This is a genomic window from Marinobacter sp. R17 (genome assembly GCF_003789045.1).
Classification (GTDB): domain Bacteria; phylum Pseudomonadota; class Gammaproteobacteria; order Pseudomonadales; family Oleiphilaceae; genus Marinobacter_A; species Marinobacter_A mangrovi.
The window spans coordinates 1-18292 of sequence record NZ_RHGZ01000024.1; the positions used below are offsets into that span (position 1 = coordinate 1).

The 18292-nt window shown below is 60.9% G+C and carries 12 protein-coding genes; 5 read left to right on the forward strand and 7 right to left on the reverse strand.

All coding sequences use genetic code 11. The annotated features are described in order from the left end of the window. Positions 1–164 precede the first annotated feature (164 nt). From EB809_RS15770 to EB809_RS15785, 4 genes are all read right to left on the reverse strand, one after another. Positions 165–830: a response regulator transcription factor gene (locus tag EB809_RS15770; RefSeq protein ID WP_123635795.1), complete on the reverse strand. Its 666-nt coding sequence runs from the start codon at positions 828–830 to the stop codon at positions 165–167. A gap of 206 nt (positions 831–1036) precedes the next feature. Beyond that, on the reverse strand, positions 1037–2989 hold the full coding sequence (acs, locus tag EB809_RS15775; protein WP_123635796.1) for an acetate--CoA ligase: 1953 nt from the start codon (positions 2987–2989) through the stop codon (positions 1037–1039). A gap of 418 nt (positions 2990–3407) precedes the next feature. Continuing rightward, positions 3408–4934: a fatty acyl-CoA reductase gene (locus EB809_RS15780; RefSeq protein WP_123635797.1), complete on the reverse strand. Its 1527-nt coding sequence runs from the start codon at positions 4932–4934 to the stop codon at positions 3408–3410. Positions 4935–5288: 354 nt separating this feature from the next. Further along, positions 5289–6593 (reverse strand): MinD/ParA family protein, encoded by a 1305-nt coding sequence (locus EB809_RS15785; protein ID WP_123635798.1) that lies wholly within the window; start codon positions 6591–6593, stop codon positions 5289–5291. A 264-nt stretch (positions 6594–6857) separates the two neighbouring features. On the opposite strand from EB809_RS15785, the gene EB809_RS15790 reads away from it, so the two are divergent. After that, on the forward strand, positions 6858–8894 hold the full coding sequence (locus EB809_RS15790) for an HDOD domain-containing protein (RefSeq protein ID WP_190294932.1): 2037 nt from the start codon (positions 6858–6860) through the stop codon (positions 8892–8894). Between the two features lie 42 nt (positions 8895–8936). Beyond that, a complete protein-coding gene (locus EB809_RS15795) occupies positions 8937–11105 on the forward strand; it encodes a putative bifunctional diguanylate cyclase/phosphodiesterase (protein WP_123635799.1) in 2169 nt (722 codons plus the stop codon). Here the strand turns inward: EB809_RS15795 and EB809_RS15800 are convergent. After that, a complete protein-coding gene (locus EB809_RS15800) occupies positions 11067–11891 on the reverse strand; it encodes a substrate-binding periplasmic protein (RefSeq protein ID WP_123635800.1) in 825 nt (274 codons plus the stop codon). The genes EB809_RS15795 and EB809_RS15800 overlap by 39 nt on opposite strands. A gap of 398 nt (positions 11892–12289) precedes the next feature. Here EB809_RS15800 and EB809_RS15805 point away from each other — a divergent pair, with 398 nt between their 5' ends. Continuing rightward, positions 12290–12943 carry a class I SAM-dependent methyltransferase gene (locus EB809_RS15805; protein WP_123635801.1) on the forward strand — a complete coding sequence of 218 codons (654 nt, stop codon included), beginning with the start codon at positions 12290–12292 and terminating at the stop codon, positions 12941–12943. 82 nt (positions 12944–13025) lie between these two features. Beyond that, positions 13026–14036, forward strand: a complete 1011-nt coding sequence (locus tag EB809_RS15810) for a DUF2156 domain-containing protein (protein WP_123635802.1) — start codon at positions 13026–13028, stop codon at positions 14034–14036. Positions 14037–14045: 9 nt separating this feature from the next. Here the strand turns inward: EB809_RS15810 and murI are convergent, their stop codons facing one another. Next, positions 14046–14870, reverse strand: coding sequence for a glutamate racemase (gene murI, locus EB809_RS15815; RefSeq protein ID WP_123635803.1), 825 nt, complete (start codon positions 14868–14870; stop codon positions 14046–14048). Then, positions 14867–15667 carry an NAD(+) diphosphatase gene (nudC, locus tag EB809_RS15820; RefSeq protein ID WP_123635804.1) on the reverse strand — a complete coding sequence of 267 codons (801 nt, stop codon included), beginning with the start codon at positions 15665–15667 and terminating at the stop codon, positions 14867–14869. Before nudC ends, murI begins: the two co-directional genes overlap by 4 nt. A gap of 155 nt (positions 15668–15822) precedes the next feature. On the opposite strand from nudC, the gene plsB reads away from it, so the two are divergent. Beyond that, on the forward strand, positions 15823–18288 hold the full coding sequence (gene plsB, locus EB809_RS15825) for a glycerol-3-phosphate 1-O-acyltransferase PlsB (protein WP_123635805.1): 2466 nt from the start codon (positions 15823–15825) through the stop codon (positions 18286–18288). Positions 18289–18292: the final 4 nt, after the last annotated feature.

Below are 18292 nucleotides of genomic sequence, written 5' to 3' on the forward strand. Positions count from 1 at the left end.
CTCCACGCTTCCTCCCCACGGTCAGTCGCCCTTCCGCAGTTGCGCTTCACTTCGCTCGCTGTGGCCAGCTCACGGGAGGACTTGCACCTCCAGGAGTGCGCCCGTGCCGGGCGCACAAAAAAGCCGCTCGGCGAGGAGCGGCTTTTGCGAAATCAGGCGGCTAATCAGCTGCCGGAAAGCGAGGTATCGGAAGGATCAATTTCCATCTGCTGGATGGCAATAACGGCCTGCGTCCGGTTGCGAACGCCCAGCTTGCGGAACACGGCCGTGATGTGGGCCTTGACCGTCGCCTCGGACACATCCAGATCGTAAGCGATCTGCTTGTTCAGCAAGCCTTCGGCCAGCATCCCCAGCACCCGGAACTGCTGCGGTGTGAGGGAAGCCAACTTGTCGGAGAAGTCGGTGACGTCCGCCTGCATCCGCTCCAGCTTTTCCGCGACACCGGCCGGCAACCACACTTCGCCATCCAGCACATCGCGAATCGCGCCGGTGATTTCCGGCAGCGGTGCGGATTTGGGGATAAAGCCGGAGGCACCATAATCGATGGAGCGACGCATCACCTGCAATTCTTCAGAACCGGAGACGACCACCACCGGCAATCCGGGATACTGACCGCGCATGAATACAAGACCGGAAAAGCCGTGTGCGCCCGGCATATTCAGGTCCAGCAGCACCAGGTCAGCGTCGGGATGCTCCTCGACCGCGGCCTGCAACGTCTTGATACTGTCGACCTCCACCATCTGGGCATCCGGCACGGCCTCGGATACGGCCTGGCGCAGAGCCGCCCGGAAGAGCGGGTGATCATCGGCAATAATTATCTGCTGAACCATCGGGCGTTTGGCCTCCTTCATGACGTCTTGGCGGAAACGGACATGATGGGTGCCGTTCCCGTGCGTTGAGTGAATGATAGCACGCGCAGGGAACACTCTGACCAATTCCCCGGATAGACAAAAGCCAGCAGACGCTGGAAACGCCTGCTGGCCCGAAACAAATCACGGTCGCCGACGACTGTCAGATGGCGACCGGGCAAGTCCGTTTACTTGAACTCGCGATGTTCGATCAGCTCGTCCACCACACCCGGGTCGGCCAGGGTGGACGTATCGCCCAGCTGATCGTGCTCGTTGGCGGCGATCTTGCGCAGGATGCGGCGCATGATCTTGCCGGAGCGGGTCTTCGGCAGACCCGGCGCCCACTGGATCACGTCCGGTGATGCAATGGGGCCGATCTCCTTGCGCACCCACTGGACCAGCTCCTTGCGCAGCTCGTCAGAAGGCTCCTGCCCCTGGACCAGGGTGACATAGACATAGATGCCCTGCCCCTTGATCTCGTGCGGGTAACCGACCACCGCGGCTTCTGCCACCTTATCGTGAGACACCAGCGCGCTTTCCACTTCCGCCGTGCCCAGACGGTGACCGGAGACGTTGAGCACGTCATCCACACGACCGGTGATCCAGTAGTAGCCGTCTTCGTCGCGGCGTACACCGTCACCCGTGAAATAGCGGCCTTTGTAGGTGCTGAAGTAAGTCTGCTTGAAGCGTTCGTGATCACCGTAGATGGTGCGCATCTGCCCCGGCCAGCTGTCGAGCATCACCAGGTTGCCTTCGGTGGCGCCTTCCAGGATGTTGCCGTCGTTGTCGACAACCGCCGGCTGCACGCCGAAGAACGGCAGCGTGGCCGAGCCCGGCTTCAGGTCAATCGCGCCCGGCAGTGGCGAAATCAGGATGCCGCCGGTCTCGGTCTGCCACCAGGTATCCACAATCGGACACTTGGAGTTGCCGATGAACCGGTAGTACCACTCCCAGGCTTCCGGATTGATCGGCTCACCCACCGACCCGAGCAGCGTCAGACTCTCGCGGGTGGTGTTGGCCATGCAATCGTCGCCCTGGGCCATCAAGGCGCGGATGGCCGTCGGCGCGGTATAGAGCACATTGACCTTGTGCTTGTCGACCACCTGCCCCAGGCGCGACGCATCCGGGTAGTTCGGCACCCCTTCGAACAGTACGGTAATCGCACCATTGGCCAGCGGGCCGTAGAGGATGTAGCTGTGGCCGGTGATCCAGCCGAAGTCTGCGGTACACCAGTAGACGTCGCCCTCGTGGTAGTCGAAAACGTACTGGTGGGTGATCGATGCATACACCATGTAGCCGCCGGTGGTGTGCAGAACACCCTTGGGTGCACCGGTGGAACCGGAGGTGTACAGCATGAACAGCGGATCTTCCGCGTTCATCGGCTCCGGCGGGCAATCCGCGGAGGCGCTCTTCATCAGGTCTTCGTAACGCGCGTCCCGGGATTCATCCCAGGGCACGTCAGCGCCGGTGCGGGTCACCACGACCACACGCTCGACGTCCGGCACCTTGTCGCTCTGCAGCGCCTTGTCGACGTTCTTCTTGAGCGGAATGGTCCGGCCGCCGCGTACGCCTTCATCCGCCGTAATCACGAAACGCGACTGACCGTTCTGGATGCGGGCCCCCAGCGCCTCCGGCGAGAAGCCGCCAAAGACCACCGAGTGGATGGCGCCAATCCGCGCACAGGCCAGCATGGCCACGGCGGTTTCCACGATCATCGGCATGTAGATGGTGACCACGTCGCCTTTACTGACGCCCAGCGTCTTCAGGACGTTGGCAAACTTGCAGGTCTCGGCGTGCAGTTCGCGGTAGGTGACGTGTCGGGACACCGAGGGCTCGTCGCCTTCAAAGATAATGGCCGTCTGGTCGCCCCGCTTTTCCAGGTGACGATCCAGGCAGTTGGCACTGGCGTTGAGCTCGCCGTCTTCAAACCATTTGATGGACAGGTTGTCGTAATCGTAGGTGGTGTTCTTGACCTTGGTGTAGGGCCTGATCCAGTCGATTCGCTTGCCGTGATCGCCCCAGAAAGCCTCCGGGTCCTTGACCGACTGTTCGTACATCTTGTCGTATTTGGCTCGATCAATGAGGGTGCGCTTCTTGAACGCATCGCTCACTGGATACACAGATTTGTGTTGTTCTGTCATCGTGCTCCCCTTACTTATGGATCGGATTTATCGTTATTGGAATCGTCGGAACCATCAAGGCGCCTGCGCGAGGCACTGACCGGGCGCTGGGTTTGGTTGCCCCGGTCCTGAGATCGGCAGGCCGTGTAGGCGGCCTATCGGGCAGCGTTGCGCAGACCCTCTCCATTTTCCGTTAGTTCAACACGGTGCCTCTCACTGGTTGAATTAGACTAACGTACTATTAAGACAAAACTTTGTAGGCGGCCCAAAGGGTTACCTGAGCCACCTGATACGGATCTGGACACACCAACAAAGCATAGTTCCTGAGGGGGCGGGACGACAAAACCCGGACCGCAAAAGGCCCCGTTTGCCAGGCAACCGGCAGGCAACAAAAAACCCCGGCGCGAGGCCGGGATTGAAAGAAGACGCGGCGGAGGGCTCAGGCGGCCTTGCGCTGCTTGCGGGTCTTGAGCCGGTAGAGTTTGCGCTCGCTCAGCGCGTACTTGTTCAGACCCGCCAGGTGGATCTTGCGCAGGTAGGTCGGCCAGTCGATGCGACGGGCATCCACCGGGAACAGATTGCGATCCAGCTCCCCCATTCGATCGGCCAGTTCCAGCAGCTGCACGTTGTCGAACACGTAATCCGGTGCCGTGTAGAAACCGAAAATGGTGGCCAGCGACAGCGTCGTGTCGATGTTGCGCAGGGCCTTGAGCTCACGCTCGCTGCCTGCCAGCTTCAACGCCTGGTTGAACACCTTCAGCGGCAGGCGCGCACCGCTCATCACGGTGTCGAACAGACGACGATTGACGGCAATGAAGGGTTTCCGTGGCTGCCGATAGAACAGCTTGTCATAGGTGGCGTAGTTTTCTTTGGCCTCAGCCATCAAGTGGTCGATGAATTCGCCCAGGTTGATGGGATTGCCCGAACCACTGCAGCACTGGTAGATCCGGTGCGCTGTCGGGGCACTCAGGCTCTCTGCCAGCGACAGGATAATGCTGTTGCCCACCAGGTCTGCGGGAATCACATCAATGATGCCGCTGCGTTTTCCCGGGAACAAAGCCACTTTCTCACGAGCGTAGGCGAGGATGATCGCATCGGCCACCTTCACGCCTTCAATCCAGCCCGGCGCCGGCTCTTCCAGGGCGCTCTCAATAATGGAGGGGCGCAGGACGGTCAGCGAGGACGCTTTCAAACCGCGGGCGAGGATCTGTTCCCCCATCCACTTGGTGAAGGTGTAGGTATCGCTCCAGCCATAATGGTTGGCTTCGCGGATGCCCAGCTCCACCAGTTTCTTTTCCAGCACCTGGCCGGAATACCGGGCCTTTACGTCGGCGATCTTGTCCTGCAGCAGGTGGATCAGTTCGTCCACCTCGTAGACGCCGTCGCTGTCCCGGCTGATGCCGCCGTGGGCCGGGCTGACCGTCGCTTCGCGGGCCAACCCCGGATTCATGCCATTGACGTAACAGGTCGATACCTGAACCACGGGCAACTCACCGCCGGCACGGGACAGATCGATGATGTTGTTCAGGCACAGGGCGTTGATCTGGAGGGCCTTGTCCAGCTCCTCCCGGAAGTTGACGCTGGCCGCGGAATTGATGACCGCGTCCAGGCGGCCGGCCAGCTCCTGGAAGCGGCTTTCCGACAGCCCGAAGTGGGGCTCGGTCACCTCGCCGGTGACACAATGTACCTTCTGCTCGAGGAACAGTTCGAAGGCATCCTGATCGTCCATTTTCAGACGCTCAAAAACAGAGGAACAGGCAATCTCGTTGACGAAACGATCCTCCGCATCCGGGTGTCGGCGGTTGCCACGGATCAGGAGGTGAATGCCCCCAATATCCGGTACGGCACGGATCAATTTCTCCAGGACCACCTTCCCCAGAAAACCGGTTGTTCCGGTAATCAGCACATGCTTCCCTTTCAGTGCCTTCAGAACATTCGAACCGCTGTTTTCAACGGTGTACGGCATGACGAAACTCCTTCTCGATATCACAAGCCAGTGTCTGATGAATAACTTGAGGAATGCATCAACCAGGCCAAAACCCTGAAATCAATGCACAGATAACCGCCATACTTCCTAAGTTGCTGAATCGGGGGAAAGGATTTTCAGGCAACAAACACATACGCCGGGACACCCGCATCCATTCAGTCAACGCTATTGGCCTTTAAGGCCATTTTACGGTGCACGCCGTGACAAATTGGTGACCTGAAGCAAGAAACTGCATCAGGTTGGAACACGTTACTAGAAATGTGAATTAGCGTCAGTGAAAGGTCGGCAATCTTGGGCGACTGCTGAAACCGATTGGTAATAAAGAAAGGCGAGTTACTTCTTTCGTCGGTCTGACGAGGCAATCGAGTCCAGCCAGGCGTCGAGGGACACGTCACTCGGCTGATCCTTCAGGGCCCGCAAAAGCGCATCCTGACTGCCGAAGCGGACCTCATCGTAGCGGGGTTCCTGACGGGCCCGTGAGGCATCGGCAGCCGGAGCGGCCGGATGGGGATCGATCTCTCCCGCCAGGTGGCGCAGGTGGGCGGCAAAGTGCGCCCGCTGGCTGTCCGGAAGGCGCTCCCACGCCATCGACGCCAGGCCGGTCTGGATGATTTCGATGGTGTCTTCGTTCATCGTGCGCCCGAACTGGGCAAAGCAACTGGTCAGGGCTTCATAACGCTGGATCGGCGATGTGTCCGAGGCGTTGAGCAACTCATCCAGTTCCCGGGTCCACTCACGCCAGCGGGTCGGCACATCCGCCGGCTGGGCCGGTGCGGGCGATGCTGTCGCTTTTGCCGGCGCCGGATTACGACGCTCGGCCAGCCGGTTCCAGTAGGCGGCAAAACCGGCCCGGCGCGGCTCGATCTGCTCGAAACGCACCTTGACCATATCCGCCAGCACGCGGAACTGACGACAGGACGGGTCGGATTCCGCCAGGGTCGCCACCGGGCGCTGGGTGGCCACCGCGTGTCGCAGCGTCTCGTCCCGCCAAATGGCCCCCAGATAATGTGGGGAGATATCCAGGTGGCGCTGGGCCGCCGCGTAGAAACGTTGGAAGATCGACTGGGCCTGGCTGGCGCCCCGCGCCATATTAATGAGGATACTGGGCGTGCGCCGGTAACCGCGCCGTTTGAGAACCTTGAGCAGCGAAAAGGCGTCGGTGAGCGACGTGGGATCGGGCGTCACCACCACGCACGCCAGCGAAGCACTGGCGATCATGTGCATGACGTTGGCCTGCAGCCCCGCAGCCGTGTCGATCAGGATGTAATCGTAGCGTTTCTCGAGCGACGCCAGACCACGAAAGATCGACAGACGATCGGACGGCGCGATACCGATGCACCGTTCCACGCCGGACGCCCCGGGCAGAATATGCAGCCCGAACGGCGCCTCGAATATGGCCTCCTCCAACGTGCACTCGCCGGCGAGGACATGCTCCAGAGTCTGGCCCGGATATTGCCCCAACATAATGGTGACATTGGCGAGGTCCGTGTCACCGTCCAGCAACAGCACACGGTTACCCTGACGCGCCAGAACCAGGGCCAGGTTCAGCGCGACGGACGTTTTGCCCACGCCACCTTTACCGCCAGTAACGGCGAGGATGCGCGGGGACGCTGTAGGGGATTCCGTGTGTCCAGCCATGGATCGACAATCCATCTTGCCAACGGTAAGCCGGCCCTGGTGCGGCCGATCCGGGAAGTTGATGTCTGAATTGTACAGGCCAGCCGCACAGATGGGACAGGCTTTCACCGCACAAGGTGACTAAAAAAGCTCAGGATTTACGCGATTTTACAAGCAACACAAGTTGAATTGGGTCAAAATGTGTACAACTTACCGTTGATATTCCATATGAAACAGCTAAGCTCCATCGTCAATAACGATATAATGTATAAAGCGTCATAACTTATGACCCGGGCTCATATCGAATTACCGGCCGACGGTGAGCTACCCAGCCTGCCGCAGGTGGTCCTGCGTGCATTGGAAGCCTGTCGTGGCGAGGCGGATTACCGTGAAATCGGACGCATCATCAGCGCCGACACAGCCCTGTGTGCCCGGGTGCTGGCGCTCGCCAATTCGGCACTGTACGGCCGGCCGGGCGAAATCAATTCCATCGAGCAGGCCTTACTGCGCCTGGGTATTAACCAGATCCAGGCACTGATCATTACCGCCTCCCTGCGCCAATTGCTGTTTGACCTGGGCACCGACCGCTGGCAGCAACTGCGGGATTTCTGGCGCCATTCCCTGACCACCGCCCTCACCGCCCGGGCCCTTGGCCGACTGACCGGCTACCCGGATAACGAAGAAGCCTTCATGGTGGGCGTGCTGCACAACGTCGGCGAGCTGATCGCCCTGCGTCAGCCGGCTGGCGACAACCATCAGGCCCTGCTCGACAACCAGATCGAGATTGGCGCGAGATTGGCCGAACACTGGGGCCTGGGCCAGATGGCCACCGACGCTATCCGCTACCAGCAGGTACCGGCCCGGGAGATCCGCGACGCCAGCCATCTGGTGAAACTGATCAATCTCTCCACGCGCCTGGCCCTGTCCGATACCAGTGGCATCGAGGCCGCCCAGACCATCTTCGGCCTCACCAGCGCCCTCACCCGGGAAATCTGCACCCGCATCGAGCGGGAGGTGTCCTCGGTAGCCCAAAGTCTGGAGATACCGCTGGATGGCCCGTTTGATGGCGAATCCGCCCACCGCCGCCTGTTTAACCAGGTGGTCCGTTCGGCACTGGTGGATCAGGCCCTGCAAACGCTACCGGCCCAGTCCACCGATACCGAACTGTTGGCCACGGCCCTGCGCAACCTGGTCACGCTCACCGGCCGACCGGGCCTCGCCTTCCAGGAGCATGAAGGGGTTCTGCGCCTGCTGGCCGCCACTCGCAGCCGGCCACCGCACATCGAAGTCCCGCTGGACAACCCGCGCAGCCTGGTTGCCCGGGTAGCGACACTCTATGAAACGGACGTGCTGGCAGAGGATCATCGAACCATCCTGGACCAGCAACTGCTCGACCTGCTCGACTGCCCGTCCATGATGTGCGTCGCTGTCCATGGCGACAGCCGCTGCCACGGGATTTATGTGATTGGTCTGGACGCCGCCGGCGACGCCGAGGACAGCGAAGTCCTGCTCGATCTCTTTGCCCGGCGCGTGGCCGAGTTGGCCGACACGTTGGAGCGGGAGAATCCGGCCCACGGTGATGAAACGCTGGAGCAGCTGTCCCACCGCATCGAGCTGCGCAAGCGCGTGCACGAGATCAGCAATCCGCTAACGATCGTGCGCCAGTACATTTATCAATTACAGGGTAAACTGGCATCCCTGGACGGCGGCGAGAGCATACAACCGGACCTGCACATCGTGCGGGAAGAAATGGACCGGGCGGTTGCGCTGCTGGACCGCATCAGCGAAACCGAAACCCCGAGCACCAACGACTATGACTCGGCATTGGAGCTGAACACCGAGCTGACCCTGCTCTGCGAACTCTTCGAGGACGCTCTGTTTGCGCCGGGGCACATCGACTGCAAGCCGGTACTGACCAACGCCCACACTGCCATCCGTGCCACACGCGGGCCGGTACGTCAGTTGATCATAAACCTGGTGCGTAACGCCGTCGAGGCGATGGACGATGGTGGCGAGCTGCGCCTGCAGACGGCGGCACCGGTCTGGCAGGATGGTCGCCAGTGGGTAGAACTGCTGATCGAAGATTCGGGCGAGGGAATTCCCGAATCCGTCAGGAACCACCTGTTCAAACCGGTGCGTTCCACCAAAGGTCCGGCCCACAGTGGCCTGGGGCTGAGTATCGTCAAACAACTCATGGATGATATGGAAGGAATCATCAGTTGCAAGACAAGTGACCAAGGCACCAGCTTCCGTCTCTTGTTGCCTGCAGCGACAGACTCTGGAAAATACGACCGGGAAGCCAATGAAGTATCAAGGCATTAATACGAAACGCTTCCGGTTGCCCCAACAGGACGGGCTTAGGCCATGATGTCGGACCGACTGCAAGAGACCAGTACCATGGAGGCGCGCATCCTTGTTGTGGATGACGAGCCCAGATTATTGCGTAGTCTGGTGGACCTGCTCGAGGAACAGGGGTTCATTGCCGTGCCTGCACTGGGCGGACGCGCCGCCTGCGAACTGCTCACCCGGGAGACCTTCCAACTGGTGATGCTGGACCTGCGCATGCCGGAGGTGGACGGCCACCAGGTCATGCAGTTCATCCAGGACCGGAAAATAGAGACGCCGGTAATTGTCGTCAGCGGCGAGTCTTCCTTTACTGCCGTCAGCCGGGCGCTGCGCCGCGGGGCTGAAGATTACATCAAGAAGCCGTTCGATCCCGAGGAACTGCTGGCCACCGTCGGCAACGTGCTGCAAAAACAGGCCCTGGCCTGGGCCCACCGCAACGTGCAGATGCGCCTGGAAAAATCCGAGGAACTGCACCGGTACATCGTCAACACGTCGCCCGATATCGTCTTTATGCTGGACCGCGAAGGGCGGGTCTGCTTCGTCAATCGCAAGATCGAGGCCCTGCTGGGTTACCGACCGGCGGAACTGATCGGACGCCATTTCCGGCACCTGATCGACGAGCAGGACGTGGCCCGCGGCACCTATGCCCTGCAGGATCCGGCCATCAGCGCGGAAAACCCCCGCACCTTCGAGATTCGTCTGAAAACCCGCGGCAGCCGCAAGGCCAACCGCTATTTCGAGATCACCGCCTTCCCGATCGGCGACGACAGCGGCCAGTTCCTGCCCCACGAGATCCGACGTTCTCACACCAGTGATCCATGCATCTATGGATCGGCCCGGGACATTACCGAGCGTAAGGAAGCCGAAGCCTTCATCAACTTCCAGGCCTACCACGATCTGCTCACCCGCCTGCCCAACCGGGCCCTGTTCAAGGACAGACTGATGCTGGCCATCACCCAGGCCCAGCGCAATCGCCAGAAGCTGGCGGTGATGTTCCTGGATCTGGACCGCTTCAAAGTGGTCAACGACACGCTGGGCCACGCCATGGGCGATCGGCTGCTGCAGGCGGTCACCCAACGCCTGGAAAGTTGCCTGCGCAAGGGCGACACACTCTCCCGCTTTGGCGGCGATGAGTTCACGCTGCTGCTGCCCGCCATTTCCACCCACAACGACGCCCGCAAAATCGCCCGCAAACTGATCAGCGTGTTGAAGGAACCGTTCCAGCTCGGGGAGCACGAAGTGTTTGTCGGAGTCAGCGTGGGCATCGCCGTCTTCCCGGATGCTGGCCAAACCATGGATCAGCTGATCCAGTGCGCCGACATCGCCATGTACCACGTCAAAGCCGGCGGCAAGGACGGTTATCGCTTCTACAGCGAAACCATGAGCATCGACACCGCCAACCGCCTGAGCCTGGAGCGGGATTTGCGCCAGGCCCTGACCAACAACGAGCTCTGCGTCCACTACCAGCCCCAGGTCGCCTCCGATACCGGTGAAGTGGTTGGCCTGGAGGCGTTAGTGCGCTGGCAGCATCCCGAGCGCGGCCTGCTCTACCCGCGTGACTTCCTGCCGCTGGCCGAAGAAACCAAGCTGATCACCGAGCTCAGCGAGTGCGTTCTGGACATCGCCTGCCGACAGATGAAGCGATGGATTGACGACGGACACGCCAACCTGCGACTGGCGGTCAACCTCTCGCCCCTACAGGTGGACCACCCCCGCTTCGTGCAGAATCTGATCGCCCAGCTCAAGGCGATCAACTTTCCTCCGGAGAATCTGGAAATTGAAATCACCGAAAACGTGATCATGAACGATCTGGAGCAGATCAGCCGCAAACTCCAGGAATTGGCCGAGCATGGCATCCGTATCGCCATCGACGATTTCGGTACTGGCTATTCCTCACTGAATTACCTGCACCGGCTGCCGATCCACACCCTCAAGGTGGACCAGTCGTTCGTGCGGGGGATCCGCAGCGGTGAGGACGGCGCCTGCATCGTCAACGCCATCGTTGCCATGGCCCATGGCCTGCGACTGGACATCGTCGCGGAGGGCGTGGAGACCGACATTCAACTGGCCTACTTGCGCAATTTGGGTTGTCAGCAGGTGCAGGGCTTCTTCTACGGTCCGGCACGACCGGCCAGCGAAATCAACACGTTACTCAGCTCCCGTGCGCCAATCCAGGCCGTGGTCTGATTTCAGGTAGCGAGCCCGGATCTGCGTCAGTTCGCCGGACTGGCGCAACTCAACAATCCTCTTCCGGACGAATTCCCGGAATTCCGGCGGCCAGCTGATATCGATCACCAGATACAGCGGAAAGTCCGGAATCACCGCACTGAAATCCAGCCAGCGCAGGCAGGCGGAGCCCGCCTCTGGCATCGAACGGATGTGGTACCGGAGCCGGGCTTCCATCTCCACGAAACCGTCAGCCCGCCCCAGGCTCACCAGCTTGATTCCGGCTTCGTAACGATCGATCGGAATTTGCCGGAGGAGTCCCTGGGAGGCGGCCGTATCCAGCGACGGGTATTTGAAATTGCGCAGTGTGACGACGCTCAGATCCTGCAGGTCGCTCATACCGAGAATGTGGTCGGGAATTTCCTGGCGGCAGGTCAACATCACGTGATGGGTACGGAGGATCGGTTCCTCCACAAACAGCCCCCGATTGCCAAACGTCTTCCAGGGTACCGCGTCGTAGGCAATCCAGTTATGCACCTCATCATCCACTACGACCTGGCGCAGGCGGTTTACCGGATAGACCATGGGATTGACGGTATAGTCCGAGCCGGCAAAGATCGCATCGACAATATCCGAGACGATGCCACCGTCACTCTCGCCATTCTCGACAATCTGGAATGGACGGGTCTTGTCCTCGACAACCAGGTAGTTGACGAGGGTTTGTGCCTGAATCTGCCCCGCGAGCAGCAAGCCTGAAGCAACCCAACCAGCGAGCCCTGCCCGCCGACGTGCCCGGCAATCGGACATACCTATCACCCTGCCCCTTACGGACTGTAGAAACGACCGGCCGGTGAGGGGCTGCCCTTCCTGCGCATCCGCGCCGACCTTATTCCTGTCAGTCTTGCACCGATTCCGGCGATTCGCTACTGAGCCCCGGCATTTCCTGTCAGCCGTAATGCGACCCTAAAAACGGATTGTCAGACATTCCAATAGAAATTCTTGATTTGGTTTGCAAAGCGTAGTTTCACGTTAACTTTTGTATCGTGAAATGAGGGGTGCTGCACAAAACTCGATCGAGGAGTTTTCTAACCTTTCCACAGCAACAACAAAACAGATTCACCGCTCGCCCCGACATGTGAACAACAAGAGCCACCTGATTGGCCGGGACGACGGTTTCCCTCTGACTTGGACAGGCAGTGACGACAATGCGCGACAAGTATAAATACATCGGTCCCGTCTACGACTTCCTCAGCAACCTGTACAGCGGAAAGAGCATCCACCGTTGCAAAACCGCCATGCTCGACGTTGAAACCATCCAGCCGGGCACTCGCGTGCTTATCGCCGGCGTTGGCCACGGCCGGGATGCGATTCGCGCTGCCGAGCTCGGCGCCGAGGTCACGGTGGTCGATCTGTCCGCCACCATGCTGCGCAAGTTTGCCGAAGCCCAGCAGAAAGAGGCACCGGGACTGAACATCAAAACCATACACAGCGACATCATGAAGATTGACGAGACCGGCCAGTACGACATGGTTGTCGCCAATTTCTTCCTCAACGTGTTCGACGAGGACATGATGGTGACGGTCCTCGAACACCTGATCAGCCTCGCCCGGGACGATGGTCGCGTCGTGGTCGGTGACTTCAGCTACCCCACCGGCAATCCCCTCGCCCGACTGTTCAAGAAGCTCTACTGGTATGGCGCGGTCTTTACCTTCTGGCTGCTGGCCAACAACGCGTTCCACAAGATCTACAACTATCCGGAACACATGCAGCGGCTGGGTCTGAAGATCACCGACAAGAAGCACTTCAAGCTGCTGAACATGAACTGCTACTGGTCGATCCTGGGCCAGAAGCAGGCCTGATAACAACAACACGGACACGCCGGCCCCCAACAACACAACAATCGGGCCGGTGAGAACAGTGGTTTTTCGGGAGACACTCAACATGACTGACCAGATCCTTTCCCTGGACCGGTTGGCCGGGCTACAGGAAGAAGGCCGCCTGACCTTCTCCCAGCGCGTGGATTACCTCAAGCAGCATGGCGCCCATTCCCAGTCGTTCTCCACGCTGCAACCCAACATGGATTACTTCGACCTGCCGGGCGTCGGCTACATCGCCTACATGCGCAAATGGGGCATGACGTTCGTGCTGTCGGATCCGGTGGCGGCACCGGAGCACTTCGAGCTGATCATCGAGCAGTTCCACGCCCGGCACCCCAACGCCAGCTACATCCAGGTGTCCAAACCCGTGGTCGACATCCTGCACCGGCGCTATGGCCTCTACGGCACCCAGTTTGGCAGCGAGTCCCGAATTGACCTGCAGAAATGGTCGCTCTCGGGCAAGAAGAAGCAGATCATCCGGACCGCCGTGAACCAGGCCCAACGCAACGGCGTGACCGTCATGGAGCGTTTCAGCGATGATCACACGCGTGAGATTTCCGAGGCCTGGATTCGCACCCGCAAGGTGAAAAGCAACGAGATCCGGTTCCTGATCCGGCCGATGGAAATGGACTACCGGGAAAACGAGCGCCATTTCTACGCCTACGAGGACGGCAAGGCGGTGGGGTTCATCTACTTCGACCCGATCTACCAGAACAACCGGATCATCAGCTACGTGCCGAATATTTCCCGGGCAAACGCCGAATTCCGCCAGGGGCTGTTCTACACCCTGATGGCCCATGCCATGGAGGTGTTCCAGAGCGAGGGCGTTCCCTATCTGGATCTCGGCCTGATTCCGCTGTCGCTGGACAAGACCGCCGAGCCCCAGGAAGCCAAACTGCTGAAGAAGATCCTCCACGGCCTCTACGCCAAAGGGAACTTCCTCTACAACTTCAAGGGACTGGAGTTCACCAAGTCGCGTTTCCGCGGGGAATCGTTCAAGACCTACTGCTGCCATCAGCGGGTCCTGCCCACGCTGGAATTCCTGGCAATGCTCAAGCTGACCCGGGTGGTGTAACCCGGCCTGTCAGGATGTTTCTGAATGGCCCGGCCACTGGTCCCAGACCGGGCCGGGCTGCAATCCAAGCCGGGGCAGGAAGGCATCGAGCGCCGCCGGCGCAGGCCCGGAAAACCGGGCAGCCAGCCCTACTTCGCCCTCATCAAGAACGCCGTCCGTATCCATGCCGGCTTCCTCCAGGAGGAACGCCACGCGCCGGGCAATAGCCTCTCCCGAATCCACCCAGTGATGCACGTTCGGCAGCACCTGTGCCAGCTCCTCGCGGATCAGCGGATAGTGCGTGCAGCCCAGCACCACCGTATCGACACCGGCATCGCCCAGCGGTTTAACCGCCTCGTGCAACGATTCCAGAGGCACTGGCTCTCCCGTCACCTTGTTTTCTGCCCAGCGCACCAGACCGGGATGCCCGAGCCGGGTCACCTCGCAATGTGCGGCAAAGCGCAGGATCAGGTCGTCGGTGTAAGGCCGGCGCACCGTTGCCGGCGTCGCCAGCACGCCAAGACGCCCATTCTGCGTCAGCGCGGCCGCCGGCTTGATGGCCGGTACCACACCGACAACCGGTATCCCCAGGCGCTCCCGAAGGGCCGGTAGCACCACGGTACTGGCCGTGTTGCAGGCTACGACGATCAGGTCAACGGGCACATCGGTCATCAGTCGCTCGACCAGCTCGACACACCGACGAATGACGGTGGCTTCCGGCTGGTCGCCGTAAGGGAACCCGGCCGTATCGGCCAGATAGGACAGGCGTACACCGGGCAGGCGGGCGCGGAGGCAGGCCGCAATGCTCAGGCCGCCAACGCCCGAGTCGAACACCAGCACGTGGGGCGCACTCACGACGGGCGGCACCCCTCCGCGAGGGCCCGTTCGATCAGTCGACCGGCGATGGTATAGCCCGGCGGAACCGGTGGCAGTTGATCCGGTGCAAACCAGTCGGCGGTGGCCAGCTCATCGGCCTGCAACTGCAAATCGCCGCCGTCGTAATCGGCGAAGTAACCCAACATCAATTGATGCGGAAACGGCCAGGGTTGGGACGCCTGGTATCGAATGTTGGTCACCTTGAGGCCGGTTTCCTCCATCACTTCCCGCTGCACCGCTTCCTCGGCGCTCTCTCCGGGCTCGATGAAGCCGGCAATCAGGCTGTAGAAGCCATGGGTGTGCCGACTCGAACGCGCCAGGAACAGACGCTCACCGTCACGAATGAGCACGATCACGCAAGGAGCCAGGCGGGGATAGAAGGGAATGGCGCAGTAATCACACCATTTGGCCCGCTCCCGGTCGTGCATGCGGGTCGGATTGCCGCAACGACCGCAGAACCGGTGATCCCGCTGCCACTGCAAGACCTGACTGGCGGTACTGAGCAGGGACGCCAGGTCCTCGTCGACGCTGAACAAAGCCTCACGCAAGCCACAGGTGCGGTCGTCGTCGGTTTTCTCCGCCAGCGCCACAAACACGCGCCGGCCATCCAGGTGGCCGAGGAACACCGGCGCTTCACCCGCCAGGGGCGCTTCCGGTGCGGTCGCCTCATGAAGCCAGCCATTCGCGGCACGGATCACGGACTGCCCGCGAGCCAGAACCAAGCCATCGCCCGCCCGGGGCGGTGTTTCCGACCAGCCGGGAATCCAGCCTGCCATACGCCACTCTCTCTCGCTGCACGATGAAACAATCCCGCAAAGGTACCACAGAGTCGGTCATGCCGGGACATTTTGCCGCCGTTTGAGGTCGGTGCTTTGCGCTGCAGGAACGAGCAAGTAAACTTAGCCCACTTAACGGTTGTACTGGAGTCTGCATGCGACTTTTCCCGGGTCTTAGCGACCTGTTCTTTACGCTTTTTCGAAAGATCCTGTTTTTATGGGTGCGCACCAACGTCATGGGTGCCAGCCGGGAACAGCTGGGTCTGGATCCGGATAAGCCGGTCTGTTACGTGCTGCAGTACAGCTCCCTGTCGAGCCGGCTGGTCCTGGAGCAGGAGATCCTGCGGGCCGAACTGCCCTCTTCCCAGGCCCCGTTCCCTGCCGAAAAAGGCCCGCGTCGCTCGTTCTTCTTTCTGTACCAGCGTGCTGGCGGACTGTTCCGGCGCCGGCACTCGCCGGCGTTGACGCCGCGCATCAAGCAGATCACCGCCATGGCGCTGCACGATCCCTCACTGGACATCCAGATCGTGCCGGTCACCCTGTTCTGGGGGCGCTCGCCCGACAAGGAAAAATCCCTGTTCAAACTGCTGCTGTCGGACACTTGGTCCGTTGCTGGCCGCCTGCAGAAATTCCTGATCATCCTGGTCCACGGCCGCAACACCTACGTCCAGTTCAACCGCCCGATTTCCATCCAGCAGGTGGTCAACGAGTTCCGCGATAATGAAGAGCGGGCCACCCGCAAGCTCGCACGTATCCTGCGCACCCACTTCCGCCGGGTCCGCCAGGCCGTGCTGGGCCCGGACCTGTCCCACCGCCGTACCCTGGTGGCGGAACTGGTCAAGACGCCGGCCGTGAAGGAAGCCATCCGCGAAACCGCCCGGGACAAGGACCTGCCGCCGGAAAAAGTCCGCGCCAAGGCCCTGAAGTACGCCGACGAGATCGCCGCCAGCATGTCCATCGTGACCATCCGCTTCCTGGAGGTGGTGCTGTCCTGGCTGTGGAACCGCATCTACAACGGGGTGGCCGTCAATAACATCGAAGTGGCCCAGGACGTCGCCAAGGATTACGCCGTGGTCTACGTGCCCTGCCACCGCTCGCACATCGACTACCTGCTGCTGTCCTACGTGCTTTACCGCAACGGCCTGATGCCGCCGCACATTGCGGCCGGGATCAACCTGAACATGCCCATCGTGGGCCCCATCCTGCGGCGCGGCGGCGCCTTTTTCATGCGCCGCAGCTTCAAGGACAACCCGCTCTACGCCACCGTGTTCAACGAGTACATGCACGTCATGTTCTCCCGCGGGTACTCGGTGGAATATTTCGTGGAAGGTGGCCGCAGCCGGACCGGTCGAATGCTGCAGCCACGCGCCGGCATGCTGTCGATGACGGTGCGCAGCTACCTGCGGGACCATCGCAAACCGATCGTCTTCGTGCCGGTCTACATCGGCTATGAAAAGGTCATGGAGGGTCGCAGCTACCTGGGCGAACTGCGTGGCAAGAAGAAGCAAAAAGAAAGCATCTTCTCGCTGGCCAAGACCGCCCGCAAACTGACCAACTCTTTCGGCAAGGTCGCGGTGAACTTCGGCGATCCGATCCGCCTCAGCCAGGTGCTGGATGACGTGCATCCGGCGTGGCAGGAAGAAGCCTACGACGCCGACTACCGCCCCCGCTGGCTGAACCAGGCCGTGGATGTCCTGTCGGATCGCGTGGCCGAGCACATCAACGCCGCCGTGGCCGTGAACCCGATCGGCATGCTGGCGACGGTGCTGCTTTCCGCGCAGCGCCTGGCGATGGACGAGCGACTGCTGGTTCGGCTGATGGACGAATTCTGTGATCTGATCCGTTCAGCCCCCTACTCGCCGCATGTGACCTACCCGGAAGGCACCGGCACAGACTGGATTGCCTACGGCGAAAACATGGGCCTGATCACCCGCTACAGCCAGGACCTGGGCGACATCATCGCCCTGGAAGGCAACAACGCCATCCTGATGACCTATTACCGCAACAACATCCAGCACCTGTTCGCGCTGCCGGCCCTGATCGCCAGCCTGTTCGAGAACTTCTCCACGCTCAAGCGCGAGCGCGTGGTGTTCCTGGCCAGCTCGGTCTATCCCTACATCAAGTCCGAGCTGTTCCTGCAGTACTCGGACGAGGCGGTCGACCCGGTCATCGAACACTGGATCGACGTGCTGGTCGAGCGCCAGCTGCTGACCCTGGACGGCGATCGCGTCTGCCGGCCGGCGGATGGTACCGAGGCAGCACTGCGGTTGCGTGCCCTGTCCCGCTTCATCATCCAGACGCTGGAGCGCTACCACATCTCCATCGCCATCCTGCGCAAGTATGGCTCCGGCCGGATCTCGGCCAGTGAGCTGGAGGAACAAAGCACCCTGATGGCCCAGCGCATGTCGATCCTGTTTGGCGTGAACGCACCGGAGTTCTTCGACAAGATGCTGTTCCGCAACTTCATCAACAACCTGCAGACCAACGAGATTCTCACCACCGACGAGAACGACTTGCTTTGCTATACCGAAGGGCTGGATGAAGTGGCGGAAGACGCCCGGCTGGTGCTGAACCTGGAGAAGCGCCAGACGATCCAGCAAGTCACGATGCTGGGCGCCTGACGCA

What these genes read in the sequence shown, in the direction of transcription:
- EB809_RS15770 (WP_123635795.1), bottom strand. Translation starts at nt 830, where the DNA reads ATGGTTCAGCAGATAATTATTGCCGATGATCACCCGCTCTTCCGGGCG.
- acs (WP_123635796.1), bottom strand. Translation starts at nt 2,989, where the DNA reads ATGACAGAACAACACAAATCTGTGTATCCAGTGAGCGATGCGTTCAAG.
- EB809_RS15780 (WP_123635797.1), bottom strand. Translation starts at nt 4,934, where the DNA reads ATGCCGTACACCGTTGAAAACAGCGGTTCGAATGTTCTGAAGGCACTG.
- EB809_RS15785 (WP_123635798.1), bottom strand. Translation starts at nt 6,593, where the DNA reads ATGGCTGGACACACGGAATCCCCTACAGCGTCCCCGCGCATCCTCGCC.
- EB809_RS15790 (WP_190294932.1), top strand. Translation starts at nt 6,858, where the DNA reads ATGACCCGGGCTCATATCGAATTACCGGCCGACGGTGAGCTACCCAGC.
- EB809_RS15795 (WP_123635799.1), top strand. Translation starts at nt 8,937, where the DNA reads ATGATGTCGGACCGACTGCAAGAGACCAGTACCATGGAGGCGCGCATC.
- EB809_RS15800 (WP_123635800.1), bottom strand. Translation starts at nt 11,891, where the DNA reads ATGTCCGATTGCCGGGCACGTCGGCGGGCAGGGCTCGCTGGTTGGGTT.
- EB809_RS15805 (WP_123635801.1), top strand. Translation starts at nt 12,290, where the DNA reads ATGCGCGACAAGTATAAATACATCGGTCCCGTCTACGACTTCCTCAGC.
- EB809_RS15810 (WP_123635802.1), top strand. Translation starts at nt 13,026, where the DNA reads ATGACTGACCAGATCCTTTCCCTGGACCGGTTGGCCGGGCTACAGGAA.
- nudC (WP_123635804.1), bottom strand. Translation starts at nt 15,667, where the DNA reads ATGGCAGGCTGGATTCCCGGCTGGTCGGAAACACCGCCCCGGGCGGGC.
- plsB (WP_123635805.1), top strand. Translation starts at nt 15,823, where the DNA reads ATGCGACTTTTCCCGGGTCTTAGCGACCTGTTCTTTACGCTTTTTCGA.